Annotated in this window: 23 protein-coding genes and 1 pseudogene; 11 read left to right on the top strand and 13 right to left on the bottom strand. The window is 56.2% G+C overall.

Annotation, left to right across the window (positions count from 1 at the left end; translation table 11 throughout):
* Positions 1-62 precede the first annotated feature (62 nt).
* Positions 63-1,229: a YbfB/YjiJ family MFS transporter gene (locus GQB00_RS09690; RefSeq protein WP_323127265.1), complete on the bottom strand. Its 1,167-nt coding sequence runs from the start codon at positions 1,227-1,229 to the stop codon at positions 63-65.
* Entirely contained in the window at positions 1,226-2,101 is an 876-nt protein-coding gene (locus tag GQB00_RS09685) for a LysR family transcriptional regulator (protein ID WP_165856061.1), read from the bottom strand. Before GQB00_RS09685 ends, GQB00_RS09690 begins: the two co-directional genes overlap by 4 nt.
* Positions 2,102-2,191: 90 nt before the next feature.
* Between GQB00_RS09685 and GQB00_RS09680 the strand changes: the two genes are divergently transcribed.
* The 3 genes from GQB00_RS09680 (at position 2,192) to GQB00_RS09670 (ending at position 4,653) form a co-directional block, all read left to right on the top strand.
* Positions 2,192-3,256, top strand: coding sequence for an NAD(P)H-dependent flavin oxidoreductase (locus GQB00_RS09680; RefSeq protein ID WP_165856060.1), 1,065 nt, complete (start codon positions 2,192-2,194; stop codon positions 3,254-3,256).
* A gap of 186 nt (positions 3,257-3,442) precedes the next feature.
* The gene (locus tag GQB00_RS09675) at positions 3,443-4,000 is read left to right on the top strand and encodes an NAD(P)H-dependent oxidoreductase (RefSeq protein WP_165856059.1); all 558 of its coding nucleotides are present in this window, start codon (positions 3,443-3,445) and stop codon (positions 3,998-4,000) included.
* 92 nt (positions 4,001-4,092) lie between these two features.
* Positions 4,093-4,653 carry a cysteine hydrolase family protein gene (locus GQB00_RS09670; RefSeq protein WP_165856058.1) on the top strand — a complete coding sequence of 187 codons (561 nt, stop codon included), beginning with the start codon at positions 4,093-4,095 and terminating at the stop codon, positions 4,651-4,653.
* Between the two features lie 110 nt (positions 4,654-4,763).
* Here the strand turns inward: GQB00_RS09670 and GQB00_RS09665 are convergent, their stop codons facing one another.
* A complete protein-coding gene (locus GQB00_RS09665) occupies positions 4,764-5,693 on the bottom strand; it encodes a LysR family transcriptional regulator (protein ID WP_165856057.1) in 930 nt (309 codons plus the stop codon).
* A 189-nt stretch (positions 5,694-5,882) separates the two neighbouring features.
* Positions 5,883-6,239 carry a winged helix-turn-helix transcriptional regulator gene (locus GQB00_RS09660; RefSeq protein WP_165856056.1) on the bottom strand — a complete coding sequence of 119 codons (357 nt, stop codon included), beginning with the start codon at positions 6,237-6,239 and terminating at the stop codon, positions 5,883-5,885.
* Between the two features lie 152 nt (positions 6,240-6,391).
* On the opposite strand from GQB00_RS09660, the gene GQB00_RS09655 reads away from it, so the two are divergent.
* Complete coding sequence (locus GQB00_RS09655; protein WP_165856055.1) at positions 6,392-7,375, top strand: NADPH:quinone reductase; 984 nt, start codon at positions 6,392-6,394, stop codon at positions 7,373-7,375.
* Positions 7,376-7,657: 282 nt separating this feature from the next.
* Positions 7,658-7,876, top strand: a complete 219-nt coding sequence (locus GQB00_RS21720; RefSeq protein ID WP_207950652.1) for a hypothetical protein — start codon at positions 7,658-7,660, stop codon at positions 7,874-7,876.
* Positions 7,877-7,951: 75 nt separating this feature from the next.
* Here GQB00_RS21720 and GQB00_RS09645 read toward each other — a convergent pair whose 3' ends face one another.
* Together GQB00_RS09645 and GQB00_RS09640 are read right to left on the bottom strand one after the other, a co-directional pair.
* Entirely contained in the window at positions 7,952-8,647 is a 696-nt protein-coding gene (locus GQB00_RS09645) for an SDR family NAD(P)-dependent oxidoreductase (protein WP_165856054.1), read from the bottom strand.
* 152 nt (positions 8,648-8,799) lie between these two features.
* Positions 8,800-9,237, bottom strand: a complete 438-nt coding sequence (locus GQB00_RS09640; protein ID WP_207950651.1) for a hypothetical protein — start codon at positions 9,235-9,237, stop codon at positions 8,800-8,802.
* Between the two features lie 131 nt (positions 9,238-9,368).
* On the opposite strand from GQB00_RS09640, the gene GQB00_RS09635 reads away from it, so the two are divergent.
* Positions 9,369-10,289, top strand: coding sequence for an AraC family transcriptional regulator (locus tag GQB00_RS09635; protein ID WP_165856053.1), 921 nt, complete (start codon positions 9,369-9,371; stop codon positions 10,287-10,289).
* Positions 10,290-10,389: 100 nt separating this feature from the next.
* Here GQB00_RS09635 and GQB00_RS09630 read toward each other — a convergent pair whose 3' ends face one another.
* Together GQB00_RS09630 and GQB00_RS09625 are read right to left on the bottom strand one after the other, a co-directional pair.
* The gene (locus GQB00_RS09630) at positions 10,390-10,851 is read right to left on the bottom strand and encodes a GFA family protein (RefSeq protein WP_207950650.1); all 462 of its coding nucleotides are present in this window, start codon (positions 10,849-10,851) and stop codon (positions 10,390-10,392) included.
* A gap of 164 nt (positions 10,852-11,015) precedes the next feature.
* A complete protein-coding gene (locus GQB00_RS09625) occupies positions 11,016-11,954 on the bottom strand; it encodes a LysR family transcriptional regulator (protein WP_165856051.1) in 939 nt (312 codons plus the stop codon).
* A gap of 143 nt (positions 11,955-12,097) precedes the next feature.
* Here GQB00_RS09625 and GQB00_RS09620 point away from each other — a divergent pair, with 143 nt between their 5' ends.
* On the top strand, positions 12,098-12,490 hold the full coding sequence (locus GQB00_RS09620; RefSeq protein WP_165856050.1) for a RidA family protein: 393 nt from the start codon (positions 12,098-12,100) through the stop codon (positions 12,488-12,490).
* Positions 12,491-12,644: 154 nt separating this feature from the next.
* On the opposite strand, the gene GQB00_RS09615 is transcribed toward GQB00_RS09620, so the two are convergent.
* Positions 12,645-12,929, bottom strand: coding sequence for a hypothetical protein (locus tag GQB00_RS09615; protein WP_165856049.1), 285 nt, complete (start codon positions 12,927-12,929; stop codon positions 12,645-12,647).
* Between the two features lie 378 nt (positions 12,930-13,307).
* On the opposite strand from GQB00_RS09615, the gene GQB00_RS09610 reads away from it, so the two are divergent.
* Positions 13,308-14,594 carry a PQQ-dependent sugar dehydrogenase gene (locus tag GQB00_RS09610; RefSeq protein ID WP_165856048.1) on the top strand — a complete coding sequence of 429 codons (1,287 nt, stop codon included), beginning with the start codon at positions 13,308-13,310 and terminating at the stop codon, positions 14,592-14,594.
* Positions 14,595-14,677: 83 nt separating this feature from the next.
* The gene (locus tag GQB00_RS22150; protein ID WP_165856584.1) at positions 14,678-14,965 is read left to right on the top strand and encodes a c-type cytochrome; all 288 of its coding nucleotides are present in this window, start codon (positions 14,678-14,680) and stop codon (positions 14,963-14,965) included.
* Positions 14,966-15,085: 120 nt separating this feature from the next.
* Here GQB00_RS22150 and GQB00_RS22145 read toward each other — a convergent pair whose 3' ends face one another.
* The 3 genes from GQB00_RS22145 to GQB00_RS09595 are packed head-to-tail and all read right to left on the bottom strand — an operon-like array spanning position 15,086 to position 17,909.
* Entirely contained in the window at positions 15,086-15,427 is a 342-nt protein-coding gene (locus GQB00_RS22145) for a DUF6527 family protein (protein ID WP_416234146.1), read from the bottom strand.
* A complete protein-coding gene (locus tag GQB00_RS09600) occupies positions 15,415-16,821 on the bottom strand; it encodes a ThiF family adenylyltransferase (RefSeq protein ID WP_165856047.1) in 1,407 nt (468 codons plus the stop codon). The genes GQB00_RS22145 and GQB00_RS09600 overlap by 13 nt, the downstream gene beginning before the upstream one ends.
* Positions 16,818-17,909 (bottom strand): multiubiquitin domain-containing protein, encoded by a 1,092-nt coding sequence (locus GQB00_RS09595; protein ID WP_165856046.1) that lies wholly within the window; start codon positions 17,907-17,909, stop codon positions 16,818-16,820. The genes GQB00_RS09600 and GQB00_RS09595 overlap by 4 nt, the downstream gene beginning before the upstream one ends.
* A gap of 142 nt (positions 17,910-18,051) precedes the next feature.
* Here GQB00_RS09595 and GQB00_RS09590 point away from each other — a divergent pair, with 142 nt between their 5' ends.
* Positions 18,052-18,375 carry a helix-turn-helix domain-containing protein gene (locus tag GQB00_RS09590; protein WP_165856045.1) on the top strand — a complete coding sequence of 108 codons (324 nt, stop codon included), beginning with the start codon at positions 18,052-18,054 and terminating at the stop codon, positions 18,373-18,375.
* Between the two features lie 2 nt (positions 18,376-18,377).
* Positions 18,378-19,199, top strand: a complete 822-nt coding sequence (locus tag GQB00_RS22140; RefSeq protein ID WP_165856044.1) for an ImmA/IrrE family metallo-endopeptidase — start codon at positions 18,378-18,380, stop codon at positions 19,197-19,199.
* A 232-nt stretch (positions 19,200-19,431) separates the two neighbouring features.
* On the opposite strand, the pseudogene GQB00_RS09580 reads toward GQB00_RS22140, so the two are convergent.
* A pseudogene (locus GQB00_RS09580) lies at positions 19,432-19,635 on the bottom strand (transposase domain-containing protein); the annotation flags it as partial.
* Positions 19,636-19,638 lie beyond the last annotated feature (3 nt).

Below are 19,638 nucleotides of genomic sequence, written 5' to 3'. Positions count from 1 at the left end.
AGGTGAGTGTCTGGTGCCCGGGACGCGTTCGCTGGTAGATGAAATCGATCTTGCAGGACCGTTTATAGACGAAGACTTATGAGCGTTGCGATGACCAGGGCAACGGCGGCGGACAGCAAGGCGCTGGCGAAGGTGTGGCTCAGCGCATACAGACTGTCCGCCAGGAGCGGCCCGATGATCTGACCGAGGCCGTAAGCCAGTGTCATCGTCGCCAGCAGGTTGGCGCCGGACTGACGCGCCGCACGTTGCGCTGCAGGCATGGCGATGGTCACTGTGCCCATGAACGTGCCGCCAACTAACAGGGCGCTCAGGAGATAGCCGGCCCCCGAGTCCAAAACAACAGGCAGGGCGACACCACATGCCTGGACGATAAGGTTAAGGCGCAGGGTATGACGGGTTCCCAGCCGTTCGTGAGCGCGATGCCAGAGATAGCAGGACGGTGCCGCGCCCAGTCCGAATACGGTCCAGACGTGAGCCGGGTCCAGATCGGGGAATGCGGTTTTGACCAGTGTCGGGAGATAGGTGGCGGTGACGATATAGCCCAGGCCGGCGAGACCATAAATCAGGACGAGCGGCCAGGCTGCAACGACGGTTGTATCGGTGTTCGAAGGCGTCGTTTCACGTAAGCCCTGGCGTGTGTTGTTACCACGATCGCCTGTCAGGAAGGCCGGCGCAGCCGCCAGGCCCATGATCAGTGCCGCGAAGCCCAGTATCAGCCACATACCGGCGCTGGCCAGGCCTAACGATTCTGCCACTACCAGCAACTCCGCCGACAAGGCAATTCCGACGCCCACACCAGCATAGAGCAGCGGAGCACCCCATGAATGACCTCGGTGCTCAAGCAGCCACAGAGAGGCAGCGACCATGGACAGTGCACTGAACAGGCCAGCCACGCCACGTACCGCGACAATTGCTCCGGTCGAAGTCAGCAGCGCGAGCACTGCCAGGCAGAGGGCGGTGCCCAGGGTCGACAGTTGGCAAAACCAGTGGGCTTTGTGGGCACGAAGGCGAACGGCGAGCAGGGCGCCCAGCAGATAGCCAGCGTAATTGGCGGAGGCTGCCAAACTGCCACCGCGCAGGCTGAGTACCCCTTCGTCCACCATGTGTGGGTAAATCGCCGTAAAGGCAAAGCGGCCGAAGCCCATGCCAATGGTCAGAACCATGGACGCCTGGATGGCAGATTTCCAGTCGGAACGTTGGGCCGATTGCACGGTGGACGATGTGTTCACGGACGCACACCGTCCAGTTGCTGCATCAGATGCTGAAAAGCGGGAACGTTATAGCCCTCTCGCCAGACAAGCAGGGTGTCGGCATGGCCTGCTGGCAGCGTTTTGCAGTCGGACGGCGTACTTGTCAGCTTCAGCACACTCTCGGGTAGTAGCGCCACGCTAGCCCCTGCTGCAACGCAAGCCGTTATCGCATGATAGGAGGCCATTTCCTGGACTTTCCAGGACGTCGAACCGGCCATTCCGAGCAGATGCTCGGCTATGCTGCGGTAGGTGCAGCCTTGGGGAAAGGCGGCCAGTGAGCGCGTCTGAATGTCGGCGACCTGATCGCAACTGGATTCATGAGCGGGCAGCAGTAGTCGAAGATTTTCACACCACAGGGTTAGGGATGTCAGTCCCAGGTCGTCCAGCGCCGAAGCGTTCTCAAAGGATTGCGGAAGCGCGATAAAGGCGCAATCAAGCTGGCCGGCACGCACCTTCTCAAGCAGCGGGCGCGATGGACCGGTGGTCAGTTCCAGGCGTGTCTCCGGGAAACCGGCGTGGTAGCCGGCCAGCACCGAAGGCAACCGGCTCGCCGCCGTGCTCTCCATGCTGCCGATGCGCAGGGTACCGCCGTTCACGCCTCCAGAGACGACATGCCGGGCCTCATCTTCAAGGGCCATCATGCGTTTCGCATAGCCGAGAAAATCCTCGCCCGCGGCGGACAGCGACAATCGCTTTCCGATCCGCACGAACAGATCCGCGCCTAAATCCGCTTCCAGTTGCTGGATACGAGTGGTCACGTTGGACGGGGCCCGCCCCAGCCGGTTGGCGGCATGGGTGATGCTCAACTCGCTAGCCACAGTGCAGAAGATTCGGAGTGATTCGGAATCCATGCTTTTCCTCTTGAGAGAATCTTTTCTGTCAAATATTCTGTTTTAGGAAATATATCATCTAGTTTGTTCTCAAGTCCAGAAGGAAAAGCCATGAACGTCGATCAGGAACTTGTCGCCAGACTCGGCATCCGCCTTCCGATTGTCCAGGCGCCGATGGCCGGGGTGTCAACGCCTCAGCTTGCCGCGGCCGTCTCCAACGCGGGCGGCCTGGGATCGATTGGGATCGGTGCCGTTTCAGCCGACCAGGGGCGTCAACAAATCGAAGTGACACGTGCTTTGACGGACCGCCCCTTCAACGTCAACGTGTTTTGCCACGCCCCCGCCCAACGCGACCCGGAACGCGAAGCCGCCTGGCTGGAGCATCTGGTTCCGCTGTTCGCAGAGGCCGACGCTGAACCCCCTGCGGCTCTCAGTGAGATCTACACGTCCTTCCTGGAAGACGAAGACGTATTCGACATGCTGCTTGAGCAGCGCCCACCGGTGATCAGTTTTCACTTCGGATTGCCATCGCCCGAACGGGTCCAGGCCCTGGGGCAGGCTGGCATCTACACGATGGCGACCGCGACCCATTTGTACGAAGCCGATCTCATTGAGAAGGCCGGCATCGATGCCATAGTGGCGCAGGGGATAGAGGCTGGCGGACATCGTGGCATATTTGATCCGGACGCCAACGATGAGGGGCTGGCCACGTCCGTACTCGTCCGGATGCTGGTAAAAAGGGCCCGGCGGCCCGTGATCGCCGCAGGCGGGATCATGGATGGGCAGGGCATTCGAGCCGTGCTCGACCTGGGCGCGTCTGCCGCGCAGTTGGGCACGGCGTTTATTATGTGCCCGGAGTCTTCCGCCAACGAGCACTATCGTCAGAATCTCAAGAGCACCCGGGCTGCGACAACCCGGCTGACCCGAGTGCTTTCCGGCCGTCCGGCCCGGGGCCTCGTCAACCGGTTGGTGCGATACGGCGAGGCGGCTGGCAGCCCGGAGCCGCCCGCCTACCCCGTTGCCTATGACGCGGCCAAACAATTGGCGGCCGCTGCAGCCAAGCTGGGTAATACCGAGTTTGCTGCGCAATGGGCGGGGCAGGGCGCTCCACTAGCCCGCGCACGGCCGGCCGCAGAGCTTGTTGAAACGCTGGCTCTCGAGCTGGTGGGGAACTGAGCCGTCGCATAGTTCCACGGTATCTTGAGTTGTGCTGGCGCCGCGAGCGATGAACACGCGGAGAGTGGGCCGTTTCTGTGTTTTTTTGATATTCACTGTATCAATGGTGAGGCATGCCGATTATCCATTAGACAGATTTTTATGGCATGGCAATGCTAAATGGGACCTTTTAACCGGAGTGATCCCATGTCTAAAACACTTGTTCTGGCTTTTCATCCTGATATCGCGCGTTCTCGTGCCAATGCTGGTCTCTTGTCTGCCATTCACGGCATCGACGGTGTTGAAATTGTCGATGTACAGCGCATCTATCCCGGTGGCGATATCGACACTGACGTCGAAGTAAATCGGTTGCTGGCCGCGGACCGGCTTGTTCTGCAATATCCGATGCAGTGGTACGCGACCCCGGCGATATTGCAGGCATGGCTGGATGCTGTGTTAACGCACATGTTCTACATCAGCTACGAGTCGGAGGGACGCAGGCTGCAAGGCCTGCCTGTAATGATCTCGGTAACAGCCGGCAACACGCCAGAGGCCTACCGTAAAAACGGACGTAATATGTTCACCATGCTCGAATTGCTGGCGCCACTTCGAGCCATGGCTCACCGGTGTGGCTTGGCTTGGAGTTCTCCCTTTATCGTATACCGGGCCAACGGGCTGTCTCCAGGCGAACTCAAACTCGAGGGAAGCCGTTATGCGCAGCAGTTAAATAACTGGATTGTGGCGTCTGAGCCCCAGTCGGTTTGAACGATCGGGGGCGTTAAACGTCGTCTGTCCGGGGCGGTGAATTAAACCCGGTTTGCAGCTCTTCAGGCTGCAAACCAAGATTGGAGAAAAACGTGGATAGTCACCCAGATTCAAACACAGCGCTTCTCTTGATTGATGTCCAGGAAGGTTTTGACGACCCTTCCTGGGGAACGAGGAATAACCCAAATGCGGAAGCCAATATATCTCGCTTGCTTTGTCTCTGGCGGAAGCGCAAGCGTCCCGTGATTCACGTCCAGCACTGCTCCCTGGAAGCGAACTCTCCGTTACGCGCGGATCAGTCCGGAGTGGCCTTCAAGCGGCAGTTCGAGCCTTGCGAGGGCGAAGTGGTCTTTCAGAAGTCTGTGAACAGTGCTTTTATTGGGACGAATCTGGAATCACACCTCAGATCTGAACGCATTGAAAATCTGGTTATTGTTGGTTTGACGACCGATCACTGTGTATCAACAACCACCCGTATGGCCGGAAATCTTGGTTTTAAGGCGTTGCTGGTGTCCGACGCCACCGCAACATTCAACAGGGTGGGACCGGATGGTCGTGAGTACAGCGCTGAAGAGATTTGCGCCATCCATTTAGCCAGCTTGCACAATGAGTTCTGTAAGGTGCTGACGACGGAGCAGCTGTTGAGTGAGTAACGGAGACCCAATGCGGTTTGCCGTTGCCTGTTGGGGGATCGCTGAACGATCTCCTTCGCCACCGGCTCACGTCCCCGGCGGCTCCTCGCCAGTAATTCATGTCCGCTTTTTCAAGCGTGTTTATAGCCAGGGGCCTGAAGTATTCCTTCAGCTCTAAAAAGACTTTGCAGCGTCTTGATCACATGCTGAACGACTGGATCGCTGTCTCGTCGCGTATGCCAGGCCAAGTGCAGGCTAAAGCCGGGAATCTTGATCGGTGGGGCAAAGATAGCCAGAGATTCAGGGGCGGAGAGGCAATTCATGGGGGCCGTGGCAATCATATCGGATGCTTTTATCAGGGGTTCGACGATCGTGAAGCTGGGGACAACGGCACCAACGTGGCGTGTTTGTCCCTGCTGAGCGAGAATTTCTTCCAGTGACCCACGAACACTGCCTTTTCCTGAAACAACAACGTGCGGCCAGGCCAACCACTTTTCCATGTTGAATGCCTGACTGGCAGGATGCTCCGCACGCATGGCGACCACATAGTCCTGTTGTCCAATAGTTATGCGATGAAACTTTGGCGGTAAGGCGGAGAACGTCGAAATAGCAATATCAGCCTCGCCACTTTCCAGGCGATGAAGGGCATCCTGACTCCCGTGCCAAGGGAGTAACGCGAGGTTTACCAACGGAGCACTGCTGTTCAGCCGGGATAGAAGGCTTGTTATGACAGTCAGGCCTGGCTGATCCGCCATGACCAGGCGCACTGTCTGACGAATCTGGGATAGTTTGATTTCGGGCGCTTCCACAACGGCCGATATCGCAGCTAATGCTTGGGATAGGGGCTCTCGCAGAGATCTGGCCTTGGCGGTCAGTCGCATCTCGCCGGCGACGCGTTCCAGCAATGGGTCATTGAAAATATGTCGGCACCTTTCCAGGGCATTACTGGTGGCAGGTTGCGACAGTGCCAGGCGTCGCGCTGCCCGTGTGACGTGTTGCTCATCGAGCAGAGCATGCAGGACGACCAACAGGTTAAGGTCCAGGGATCGTAGATTGGCCATGTTATTTCCCAGGCTTGTAGGGTGCAGGTCACGATTTACCTGTCAGGCACCGTTGGATTGAATGAATCCACGAAATAGTCATCGTGTCAGAGGTTAACCTGACTCATCGTTGGGCTGGAATGGAGGAGGCCGGACGATGAATGATCGCCAACGTCAGGTGGTGCCCGCGTGCCGGAGTGGAAAGGCCGGTTATTCCGACCCGCTTTCCCGTCCGCTGGCTTGTTGCCAGATGATGTAGCTGTCTCCCCACTCTTTCATTGCCTCAAGTACCGGGGCAAGCGTCAGTCCAATGTCCGTGAGCGAATATTCGACGCGAGGCGGTACTTCCGCAAACACCTCGCGGGAAACGATGCCATGAGTCTCAAGTTCTCGAAGCTGCAACGTCAGCGACCGCTGGCTCACTCCGCCAATGAGCTTGCGAAGCTCACCAAATCGTTTGGTTCCGCTTAACAAGTAGTAAATGATCAGCGGTTTCCATTTGCCGCCCGCCACGGCAACCGTCGCTTCCACGGTGCATCGGTATCCTGCTGCTTCCTGTTTTTTCATGTTTGGCTAGCTTCATTAGTATATATATTATCCCTATATAACAATAATGTGCCTACTTATCAATAAATATGCAGCAGCATAAAATGCCTTCTAAGCGCGGTTCGTGCCAGGGCCGTGTACATTCATCGCATTGGGAGTAGAAGGAGAATTTTATGAAAGCCGCCTATTATGAGGCTCAGGGCAACGCCCGTGACGTTCTGGTTGTCGGTGAATTATCCATGCCAGAACCAGGTCCGAATGAGGTGCGCATACGGGTTCACGTATCCGGAATAAATCCGACCGATGTTAAGGCGAGAACCGGCTTCTCTGCGGGAATGCCTTACCCGCGGATCATTCCCCATCAGGATGGCGCCGGCGTGATTGACGCGATCGGCGAAGGTGTCTCGTCCGATAGACTGGGTGAGCGGGTTTGGGTCTACGAGGCCCAGTTTGGCCGGTCGATGGGGACGGCGGCCGAGTTCGTCGTAGTGCCTTCCGATCAGGCCGTTCACTTGCCCCATACGACGACTTTTGAGGTTGGGGCCTCGTTGGGGATTCCCGCGCTTACAGCCCACCGTTGTCTGTTTGCCGATGGCAACCTTAAAGACCGCCACGTACTGGTTCACGGCGGTGCCGGGGTCGTCGGAACAGCTGCGATTCAGTTGGCGAAGTGGGCGGGGGCGTGGGTCGCAACAACGGTGATGAGCGATGAGCAGGCTGCTATCGCTGAGGCGAATGGCGCGGATGTGGTCCTCCGCAGACAGTCGGACGATGTTGCGAGCCGGATTATGGACGCAACGGGAGGGCTGGGCGTTGACCGCATTGTCGATGTCGCTCTGAAGTCCAATCTCGACGTGAACCTCGGCTGCCTGTCCCAAGGTGGTGTTATTAGTGCCTATGCAACAGGGAGTGCGACGGATGAACTTCCTGTCCCATTGCTAAAGGCCATGATGCATGGTTGTGTTTTCCGTTTCGTCTACATCTATAACGTACCCAAGGAGGTTAAGCAGAGCGCGATAGTGGATATCAACGCATGCCTTGAGGCCGGAGCCTACTCGCCGCATATCGGCCTGAGCAATCCTCTGGATGACATTGTCGAGGCTCACGAGGCGTTGGAGTTCTCCAGGGTTATCGGGAAAGTCCTCGTGCGGCCTTGATTCGATGTAGTCGCCCGGACTTGTGTTGTCCGGCGTGATTGCGGTGATCACAGCGGTAAGTGATTCTTTGCCGAAGGCCCCAAGCTGAGGTGTCTCACTTTGCGAGCAGAGTCGGCCAGCCCGCACCTGCTTGGTTTTCGATGATGAGCGGGGGCTATGTCAGCGTCGTGCGTCGTTGAAAGGAAAACCGGGACAGAAATATTTTGCCGGGTTGGCAGTCCAAACCCGAGCACTAGAAGAAATCTGTCCGTTTTCGTGCGATGCCTTGACTCAGGCAGGCTAATGAGGCTCCGGTTTCCGGTCCGCGCGATCGCCGGCAAGCGCCTGGGCACCATCATCGCCGATAACCTCAAGGTGGCACACGCGGAGCTGGACCCCGGGCGCATGGTGGGCAAAGCCGTGCTTGAGGGATTCCAGGTGCTGGTGTTCTGGAATGTTCGAGGCAACCAGGGTAGGGGCGCATTCATTGGATATCGCCACGGTTGTCTCGTCGACTGTTAGAGATCAAGAGCGACCCGGCCGAAAAGGCCGAGACCGATTGGTATGTTTATTTACTCAGACCCCTTTAGATCCCTATCAGACCGTGCTTTCCACCTGCCAGTGAATGGGTACCTCCGCAATCGCGGCGCTGGGCGGTAGCTCAAGTACCAGCCTGACGACCTGCGCTACTTCATCGGGGCGAGTAATGTGGTCGCCATCCAGACCGCCTTCGATGGCCATATCGGTAGCGACCGGGCCCGGGCAGATGGCCGTGGCGCGCACTCGCGTGTCGGCGCTGCATTGGCGAAGACCATGAACAAAGGCCTGGGCGGCGAACTTGCTCATGGCGTAGAGCCCGGAAGCCGCCGATTTCACCCGTTTGCCAGACAACGACGTGATCGTGACCACTTTGCCCTGGGGCGCTTCGATTAAGTGGGGCCAGGCGTGCTGGGTCAGCAGCATCGGTGCCTTGGCGTTTACCGCCATGATGCGGTCGAATTCATCGCCGCTGGCTTCGAGCACGGACGAACGACTGAGAATGCCGGCGTTGTTGACCACTGCATCGATCCGGCCAAAGGCGGAGATAGTCGAGCCGACCCAAGCTCGGCCGCTGTCGTCATCCAGTGCGTCGTAGTGGAAAACACGACACTGGTCGTCATCAGGCGGCGAAGAGGGCGGCGTGCGGCAGCCGAGGCTGACCCGCCAACCAGCAGCGTGCAGAGTGTCGGCGATGACAGCGCCCATGCCGCGGTTGGCGCCACTGACCATGACGACAGGTGCATTCGCGTTCATGCGGGTCTCCAGGCAGGGAATGGACCTGCCATCGTGGACCAGCGATGGTTGCTCGGCAAGTGACCCAGGCAAACGACGGCACGCCCTTCGCGAAGGTGTATCGTTCTCCAGAATGGTGCCCGCCCCGGAGCTTTGCGCTGACCCAGAGTCGACTAAGCGAATACTTCCTTGCCCAATAGTACATCCACGCGATAAACCTGTGCCGGATAGGCGAGGATGGCATTCATCCGCTCCACGTCCCGAAAGATATCGCCCCCACCACCATCCACATGGGCCTGACGGCCAGCCAGATCCGGAAAAACCTCAAAAATCCCGAAGGTCGACCGGGAATAACGCACGGCATACCAGGGACCGGTTGCGGGTTCATCCTGCACGCATCGAAGAATGTCCTCTAACATCCGGACCACATCGGACTCCATGCCGGGGAGCGCTTCGATATGGATATAGAAGGCTTTACGGCCCTCATCGCCGTGGTCTCCGAGAACCTCGACGCCCCGGTGTGGGCGAGCCGGTTGAGCCGGAGACGGATGCGGGATTGGACCCGGGCGACGGGCATTTTTTTGTGTTTCTGAATCTCGGGTGTCTTTCATGGTCTTCCTCCTATGATGAGGTTCCCACTCTAGTGACAGCGACCGGACGCAGGGTGCCTGAAGCTCGTTCTGTTTTGCCTGATTGTCCACTTTCGGTTTACGCCGCTGTGGGTTTGCGGCAAGAATCGGACATGACAACTTCTCTGCTCCAGATCGTTCACAGCTATACCCGAAAGCATGCCGATGGCACTGGCATTGCCATGACATCTGTACCCGGTTTGCACCTGGTGGAGGGCACGTCGCCGACAGAGCTTGAACACGCCATCGTCAAGCCGCTGTTGTGCCTTGTGCTCCAGGGTGCCAAGCGCGTATCGATCGGCGGCCGGGACCATGCATTTACGGCCGGGGATTCGATGATCGTCACCACCAGCGCGCCGACTGTGAGCCGAATCAGCGAAGCGACCATTGCAAAACCTTACCTCGCGGTGGCCTTGGTGCTGGAACCCACGGTGATAGCCGACCTGAACAGGGTAATAGCCACAATCACAACGCGGTCGAAGAACAGCGGTGAATCTCCCGATGCCGATCTTGAGCAGGCCGTGTTTCGACTGGTTAAACTGCTGGATCGGCCTGACTCCCTGGCCGTGCTGCAACACCAATTGGTGCGTGAGATCCATTATTGGCTGCTGATGGGGAAGCATGGGCGGGCGATTGGCGAGTTGGGCCTACCGGACGGCCAGGTCCGACGGATTGGCCGCGCTATCGCTCTTCTGCACCGGGCATATGCCGATCACCTCTCGATTGATCAACTCGCCGCTGAGGCTGGTATGGGGCGATCCGCGTTCCACAGGCATTTCCGAGCCGTTACCTCTGTCACGCCATTGCAGTTCCAGAAACAGCTGCGACTGATCGAGGCGCGGCGACAGATGTTGGAAAAAGGCAAAACGGCAAGCCGGGCGGCCTTTGACGTAGGGTACCAGAGCGTCTCCCAATTCAGCCGGGAATACGCCCGAATGTTTGGACGTCCGCCGGTGAGTGATCGCAATGCCGCCAGCCGTGAGCGTGTAGGGAGTGCCGGGACCACTGACTATTTCGAGACTACTGATTACTGAGGGAGCCGGGACGTGAGCCCCGCTGCTCTCTTGATTTGTCTGGCAGCGTTCCGGGTACGTGTAGTCGCTGTTTGTCGCCGGCTGACCCGTCCTGCTCGCACTAATACCGCCGGATACTCTGCGCGTACTCCCCCGCGAGGCTTTCGAAGGATTCGGGCGGCGGAAATGCCTCAAAACTATGGGCAGCCGGAGTGCTCGCCCAGGGCAATTTCTCGGAGGTGTAGGTTTCGATAAACGGCACGAACCACCCGCAGTCGTCCAGCAGGGTGGGGCGGACGTTCACGAAGGGCAGGGCGGCATCGAACCGGGTGAACATCCAGGTCATGCAATCCGGGCAGAAGAAGTGCCGGGCATCCGGGCCGCGGAGGCCGCCGATGACGGGATCGCCGCGTGTCACGGAAAAGGCATCGCGAGGAATGGCCGCCGTCAGCGAGTACGCGCTGGCACTCATCTTCTGGCACCCGGTGCAGTGGCAGGCCATGGTCAGGATCGGCGGCGCATCGACACGGATGCCCACCTTGCCGCATCGGCATTCGCCTTCGAGAGGCAGTAAGTGCTCCATCACCTTTGAGCCCTCCTTGTGGGGTAGTGGTTGGGTCGTTATCTGGCCCCGAATCACTCGTGGCTGATCAAAGTTAATGCACTCTTAAAGTTAATGCACTCTGACCCCTTTAATCGCCCCCTTAATCACCGACCCCCTTAATCACCCCGGACGGGAACACCAGATTAAAGGTGTCCCGCATCCTGCGCGCGGAGTGTCGCAACAGGGGCATGCTCGGCCATCAGCTCGGCGACCCAGTCGATGAACACCCGCAGTTTCGTACTGATGTACCGATTGGACGGAAACGCCACGTACAGCGGGATCGGGTCCATGTGCCAGCCATCGAATAACCGCACCAGTTCGCCCCGCGTGACGGGGTCCCGGGCCATGTAGTCCGGCAACCACAGCACTCCGAGACCAGCCACGCCGGCGGCCAGGTAGGCGTTGCCGTCGTCGACGGCGACGGCGTGATGCCCCTGGGTTTTGACCACTTCGCCGTCGCGACGCATCACCGAGGGAAAGAAGCCGGTGGAGGTCCAGGTGAACCCCACGGTGTAGTGATCGGGCGTCGCCAGATCCTGCGGGTGTTCAGGCGTCCCGGCGCTTTCCAGATAGCTCGGCGCCGCGTAAACGCCGATCGGCAATTCGCCCACCCGACGGGCCACCAACGAGGCCTCGGTGATCTCCCCGCCCCGGACGACGCAGTCCACCCCGTCCTCAATCAGATCCACCACCCGGTCACTGACGCCCAGTTCCAGCTGGATGTCGGGGTACTGCTCACGGAACCCGGGCAGTGCGGGAATCAGGATCAGGCGGGCCAGGGGGCTGGGCACGTCCACGCGCAGTCGGCCCCGGGGCAGCGCCGAGGCGTTGGACAGGCCTGTTTCGGCGTCGTCCAGGTCGGCCAGCAGCTTGACCACACGGTCGTAATAGGTGGCGCCGGCGGCCGTCACGTTCACCTTGCGCGTGGTGCGGTTGAGCAGTTTCACCCGCAGCCGGGCCTCCAGGTACTGCACGTGCTGCGTCACGCTGGTCTTGCTCATGTGGAGCGTGTCCGCGGCCCTGGTAAAGCTGCCCGTTTCCACAACCCGGACAAAGGCCCGCATGGCATTGAGCCGATCCATTGTTCTTCCTGCGCCCCACGATTGTTTGTTACCTGCAAACAGTGTGTTTCGAAAAGCGCCGTTTATCCACCCATAGCGGATGGATAAAGTTTTCCCAGGATCCATTCAGGGTCGGGATCGACCCACCACAGGAGCATTTTGACATGACCCAACGTGAAACCATTTTCCCGGCCGGTCGGCATGACCTCTACAACAAGCATGGTTATTCAGCCGCGATCAAATCCGGCGATCTGCTGTTCGTCTCCGGGCAGGTCGGCAGCCGCAGCGACGCCTCACCGGAGCCGGACTTCGAAGCCCAGGTCCGTCTCGCTTTCGACAATCTCAAGGCGACCCTGAAAGCGGCGGGATGCGGGTTGGAGGACATCGTCGACCTGACAACCTTCCACACCGATCCGGAAAACCAGTTCGACACAGTCATGGCCGTGAAAGGCGATATTTTTCCGGAAGCGCCGTACCCAAACTGGACCGCGCTCGGCGTGAACTGGCTGGCGGGGTTCGACTTCGAGATCAAGGTGATTGCCCGTATTCCTGGGTGAAGCGTGGATCCTGAAGTTGCTTTGGCGGGGCGCCGCTGAGTGGGTAAGTCGGGGGCAGGTGAGGAGCGATCTATCAGCGGGGTCAGGTCTTGTCTTTTGCTTGCCTTGCCGGGGCAAAACGCAAGACCTGCCCGTGAGCCTCATGGACCGTCTGTTAGTGAAGGATGGAAACGCCTTCCTGTTCTGCCACGGTTTGGGCATCCGCTCGCTCAATGATTTTCACAAGAGCCGACAGAATCGCCTCGTCCTCCCGGGCGTCCTTGCCGCTCACGAAGGTCTGCTTCTGGGGTTCGGCGTTCTCTTCAGCGATAAATGAGATGACGACTTCCGATGCCCGATCCGGCGTTTCTCCAAAGTACTCCAGTGAAATCAACGGGTAGCCATGGAAGCCTTTCTTGACCTGCTTTGCGATACGCTTCTTAGCTTTATCCGCATTCATGATGAGCGCCCGGTGGTGAGGAGGTTGGAAAAGAGCGGACGGCTGCAACGCGTGAACCGAGATAACGGACCGTCGCTCAACCAGTGCCCCATGCGGGACAACGTATCCTATAACGAGAGCGGCGGCTACCGGACCCGCCTCCGGTCGTTTAGCGCCTTTCATTCAACCCATAGCCCGCGCGCGCCTGGCCGCCGGGAGGCTGGCTACACAAACTCTCCGCTGAGAAATTAATGCACTCTGCCCCCTTTAACCGACCCCTTTAACCGGAAAGGCCTCCGGGGGGATAAGGGACAGGGTTGACGAATTTTTAGCCAGATCTAATCTTGTTTATGTGGTGTTTTCCTAAAGCACAAAAACAGCACGGATGGTCCAACAATCATGAAAAAATCCTCCTCCATACGTTATGTGGGTGTCGTGGCAGCCTCGTCGGTGTTGTTCGGTTTGCCGATGAGCCTACAGGCCCAGGCGCCCCAAATCAGCCAAACTGTGTTCATGGAAGGCCTCGAAAACCCCTGGGACATGGCCTTCCTGTCTGATGGAACCATGTTTTTTACTGAAAAGTGTAAAGGCCTCTCGGTCCGACTCCCGGATGGTACGGTCAATAACCTCCTAGGTATGGGAGGCACCGACGGCTATTCCGTGACCGCCGACGATCTGTTCTGTAACGGACAAGCGGGCATGAATGGTGTGGCTCTCGACCCCAACTTCGACAGCAACAGAACTGTCTTTGTTTATTCCGCCTCCCGTATGGGCGACGATCCTGCAACGAACCGTGTGGTACGACTGTCTGTCAGCGATGATTTTTCCAGTGTCTCAAACCGTACAGACATCGTTGAGAACATTCCGTACAAGCAGGCTCCCACAGATCACCCCTTCGGTGACGCCGGCGCTCATAATGGAGGGCGCATCCGCTTTAATCCGGGTGATGGTTTCCTCTACGTGACCACAGGTGACAACCACAACAGCAGCCTGCCGCAATTCGGAGACAATCTCGGCTCCAAGGTTCTGCGTATTGACCGTGATGGCAAGGCAGCTCCGATGAATGTTGACGCGTTACCTGATGGATTCGACGCTCGCACTTTCACCTACGGCCACCGCAACGTTCAGGGCATTGCATTTCATCCGCAAACTCATCAGCCCATTATCACCGAGCATGGCCCATGGCATACCGATGAAGTAAATGCCCTGGTGCCCGGTGGAAATAGTGGGTGGGACCCCCGACCTAACATGGCGGGGCGTGATGATTGTCCTGACAACTACTGCGGCTATCAGCCAAACCAGAACGAAGGCATGGACCCTGAAGAAAGAAGGAAATACATGCCGATGACCGATTATGAAACCTACCCGGATGCCATGAGGCCACTGTGGACCAACGACAATTATTCTCAGGGCATCAGCAGTGCGGCTTTCCTGGAGGGTGAGCAGTGGGGTGACTGGAATGGTCGCCTGGTTGTCAGTTTCCTAGGCATTGGCTTTGGTGGTACGCCGGTGGGCCAGCGTATTAACGTCATCGACCTGATGCCGTGGGGGCCAACCATCATGGATAACAAAGAGATGCCTCTTTCAGCCGGCCCGGCCCGTTTCCGGAGCCTGGTGATGGGGCCGGACGGTTCTCTCTATGCTGCGGTTGATGAAGGTCAGATTCATCGGTTTACCGCAGAGTAAACGGGCACCCGCACTGCCACGGGGCAGTGCGGGTGCCACAAAATATGTGAGGAAAAACCGTGGTACGTATTGTGACGTGTGCGATGACCATATCGTTGCTCTGCACACCTCTGCAGGCGGCGGATCAGGAGGCGGGCAAAACACTGTATTCGAATAATTGTGCCCAGTGTCACGGCCCTACGGCCAAAGGCATGGCCAGTTTTCCATCCCTTGCAGGTCGTGACGCGAACTACCTTAAATCCCGTCTTGAAACCTACAGAGCCGGCGAGAGGGTGGGCGCAAACTCCGCGCTGATGATTCCGAATGCGCGAGATTTGAGTGATGAGGATATAGCTAACCTTTCAGAATTCATTTCCCAGAACTTTGAGTAGGCAACTGGAATGCCCAGGGTCAGGTCTTGCCTTTTGCTATCTGTATGGCAGGGGCAAAACGCAAGACCTGACCCCGAGTCTTGTTTGACCCCGAGTCTTGTTTAATTGGGTCATTACCACCTAATTGCACCAAACAACCTGGCCGTGCCTGACCCAAAAGTGGGAGCGACACCCCGCAGTCCGCCAAATGGAAGGAGAAAGTGTGGGTTTACCACGCTTATCGATCTCGATAGACCACCTAGGATTAACCCCGTCCATGACCATAAGCTCGATGCTCTCTCCGCAGCCACAAGGGCAAAGAAACGCAACAGCATAAAAGCCATCATCCTCCAGTAGAACGATCCGCCCCTTTGGTACTTGCTTAGGAAACACGTCCCCCTTAATTATTTCCACCGATAACAGGGAGGGTCTTGAAGAAAAGAATGCTAAAACTTTGTGGAGCCAGTTTTTCAGCAGTCCCATTTGGCCCTCCCCAAAGCAGGCAGCCCCAGAAGCGGGCTTTTCAACGCGGCGGCAAATTGTGGACTATTGCTGGGTTCAAACTCATCTTCCGTGAAGTAGTCGGTCTCTTCAGTTGCGAGACTAAAAAGAGTTCTCGCGCACTGCCGATTTCCATCAAGGCGATATGGAAAAGTCCTCGCCAGAAATTCCTGAACAACCATACTCGCCGCTCTCATGTTCACGGTAATAACGGACGGAGCTTCTTCATCAAGCCCCGGCATGTAGCCTTCCTCAGCTTGCCGCTCAAACCCTTCTGGATCACTCTCCCGTAGAAACTCTGCACTCAGGTCTTCTGGCGTATATACACCTCGCGTATCTAAGGATGACCCTCCAGGTTGGATGTAATCTATGCGCCCCTGGATCTCTTGAATGACAATATCGCCACTGGAATTTTCCCTCACCGGAATAACGACACCAACATCGAATAAAGGGATCAGCAAAGAAGTTGATAATCGTTGACAGATATTGCGTCCATGTAAGGTGTCAACGCAGCTAAAGACGACATCCACTCCGGTTAACGCTCTAATAGCCTCTTGAGTACCTACTTCATGACATATGGCACAGACAAGGCTCTCAGGGAACACCTTCCGAGCGTGGCGCTGGAACACCTTAACTTTAGCTTCGTCCTGAGCGGCGTCCTCGTGAGTAGAGTTGAGAATGCGATTCAGGTTCTTTGGCTCAACAACATCATGATCTACTACCGTGAGCTTACCAACGCCCAGCCTCAACAGTTGTTCGGATACCACAGAGCCAGTCCCCGAGATACCAACCACGCCGACGTGCATTTCTTGTAATCTGTCCCGCATACCTGAAGAGAACGGAAGCACAGGCCGATTCAGCTCCTCATGCTTATAAAAGTAGAGAAGCTCGTCCCCGACAATATTCACCAGGTCGAGATCAATCCGTTGCGATTTATAGTTGTAGACACGTGCAGCCATCCACCCATCCGGCGTCATTATGGCTGATCCGTGAAACATCTCACCCTGCCGGCCAGCAGATCTGTCCAGAAACAGCGATTTCATGATTTCAAGATCGGAGGCATCGTCAGTGCTAGAGAATTGCCGAAGACCTCCAGGATGCGAATGGACCAGAATCAATGATAAGTCGTCGTTCTCAGCTTCGGTCAAGCAATCCTCGATATGTTGGCCAGGCCAAGTCAGGTAATCCCTCTTCCGATCACATTCATCATGAGGGACATAATGGACATTCCTTACCATCATCCTGAGCCTAGGATTTTGAATCCTTGAACAGAGTAATATGGCGGCGGCCTCCTTGCCGTCGCCAGGAAAAAGATGATGGATCAGTTGGTGATAATGCTTACCTGAAATAACCAACGTAGAGGTGGAGCTTTTCATGCTTCTACCTCCCGGTTTATCGACTCATCGATTAATGCCATGTGAGTCCGAATTGAGTCCTCGCTAGGATTCCAGGGGGCAGTTGGGTGTCGAGACCACCGCTGAAAGCTCCTGCCCTCAATCGTTTGCATTGATTCTGTTCTGGGTATGGCCCTGCCATTCTTAAGAGCCAACGGAGGATCGCAGAAGAACATATCCAGCTTCGCATCCGGATATTGATTCGGGATGGAGATTGCGATGTTGCAGGATGAATAATTGTATCCTGTTGGCAATGGATAGCTTTTTAATAACAGCCAACGACCGCCGTTACAAAGTGTTTCCCAGTAGAGATTCTGCCTATCCAAGTAAGCATTGTCTTTAGGCAAGAGATCAAACTGCCGCCGGGGAGGAGCCTCCCCATTATTTACCTCGCCTTTCAGTACACGGAGCCTCTCAATACCGGGCGTGGTAAGGTCGATGATGTCATCAACTTTTACTTTTTGCTTTCCCTGCCCATTCACTTTCAAAGTAATAATCCAAGACTTGTTTGGATCAAAACTCGCCTGAGTGAGTGCATCCCTTACGGAAATAGTCGGACTATTCCAAGTAATTAACTCCCCCTGGACATCAAGCTTCCAAGTTTTTTTCACGGTATAGAAGCGTTCAACGCCATTGTCACCGAGGCTGACTTCCTCGTTGGCTGGGAATAGTTGGTCCTTCTTGTGCTTCAAGTCCAAGCGCACTTGACGGTTCTCTGGAACACGAGCCACACGTCTCAGTTCTTCACCCGTTAGCTCTTTTTTCCACTCGTAGCGTACGCCGTCCAATGTGAAAAAGAATGCTGCATCTGTCTTGAAAGCGAAGAAACGATTTTCACCAACGCTCAAATAGAGCGACTCATCAAGGCCTAGCGATTTCGTAGGGCCGTTTGATGGCCACTCTAGGAACAGATATTCCGTAGCTGGGCTGAAGCCGCTGCGCTGGAGCAACTGACGCGGGGTCGGTGTCGGATCGTCCAGAGCTATAGCTTGACCATTGATTGATACCGAAGCTCCATTACCAATGCATGGATCACCCGATGCTACTTGATTGTTTCGTTCGTTCGTCATTTTCAATTCTCCCCATGAATACTTTTTCGTTCGGTGTACCGAACACAGCTTCGAGCCTCTCACGGTTATGCTATTCTGTCAAGAGGTAGAGAATCGTTCGGTGTACAGGTAGTATCGGCAGCTCATTTGTGGAGGAGAATCCATGGCATCGCCACTAGGTGAGAAAATAAGAGCGCGTCGGACCCAGCTCAAAATCAGCCTTGAGGCTCTCGCTAGGTTGACCGAATCAAGTAAGAGCTATATCTGGGAATTGGAGAACCGCGACAAACCTAAGCCTTCTGCCGAAAAGCTAAACAGCATTGCTAAGGCTCTGGGGGTTACTCCCGAGTATCTTTGGGAGGCAGAAGCCACCTATCCTGATGAGTCGGTGGAAGATAAAGCATTTTTTAGACGCTATCAGAATATGGAGCCACGTGATAAAAAGCGACTCAGAGACGTGCTTGATGCTTGGGAAAAAGAGGACTAAAGGTGAGCCCAAAGGCGAGAGCAAACCAAGTATCTAAGGTGCTATCTCAGGTGTTGGGGCCGAACAGATTTCCGGTCAATGTCGAAAAACTCGCTCTAGATTATAGCGAAGCAACATCGCCAGACTCTTATATTGCCGAGATCAAAGAGCTCGACATACCGAGTTTTGAAGGATGTTTAAAACCCAATAGAAAGCGAACAAAGTGGTTGCTCGCCTATAACGGGTCTCATGGGTCTCCAGGCCGAATAAGATTTACTTTAGCTCACGAGTTTGGCCATTTTCTGTTGCATCGGGATCAGTATGAGTCGTTCGAGTGCTCAGAACGCGACCTCTATGACTGGGACTCTCCTATTCGAGCTATTGAGGCAGAAGCAGATACCTTTGCCTCCTATCTTTTGATGCCTCTCGACGACTTTCGAGCACAAGTGAATGGCCAAGACATGGGTTTAGACTTGCTCGAGCACTGTCGATCGAGGTATGGCGTATCCCGAATGGCTGCTGCTCTTAAATGGGTGGAAATAGCGCCACACCGCACGATTGTAGTTGCTGCGCGAGATGGCTTTCTACTTTGGGCAAGAATGAACGATGCTGCGTACCGTTCGGGAGCTGTTTTAGCTACGAGAAAGCGAACTATCGAAGTCCCCCCTAGATCACTTTTATCTAAGCTTCAAGATGATGGGGGCTTTGGATATCGAGTTTCCGATGCCCGAATCTGGTTCCCGCGGGAACCAGAAACCATGCCAATTCAGGAGACTGCTATTGCGGTAGACGGGCCTTATCCATACGTTCTTGGGATTCTCCAGCTACCGCCTGCTGAATACTAGATTTTCAAATTGAACGCCGCCCAAAGTGCCTCGCAATGTTTTGTCTCCCATAACTGTAATCGTCGACCTGGAACACTTGGCACCATATGCAGTAGTCATTCTGTTTCGAACGAAAGACTTGATCAAAATTCTATAGATTGGGATCGACACCAATTGGCACTTCGAGATCACGCTAGTCGCCGATAACACGCCCTATCCCACCCAAGCGCTCGAAGAATTCTAAGCTAGCCCATCAACTATCATTTTGGTAGGCGTCCGGCCACGACACCTTGTCAGGTGTAGCCGGATTCCAGTTTTGGGGCAATGGCTCATCAATAGCGTTGTTCTTCTGCGTGAGTAGGCGAGTCAGCAAATCCTTCGCGTAACCATAGGGATCATGCCTGTTCAGCTTCCCCGATTGAATCAGTGTCATCACGGCCGCAGCACGCCGACCGCTGGG

Source organism: Marinobacter sp. JSM 1782161 (assembly GCF_011421605.1).
Classification (GTDB): domain Bacteria; phylum Pseudomonadota; class Gammaproteobacteria; order Pseudomonadales; family Oleiphilaceae; genus Marinobacter_A; species Marinobacter_A bohaiensis.
The sequence above is the reverse complement of the archived record's forward strand: the minus strand, read 5'-3'. Positions and strand labels throughout refer to the sequence as shown.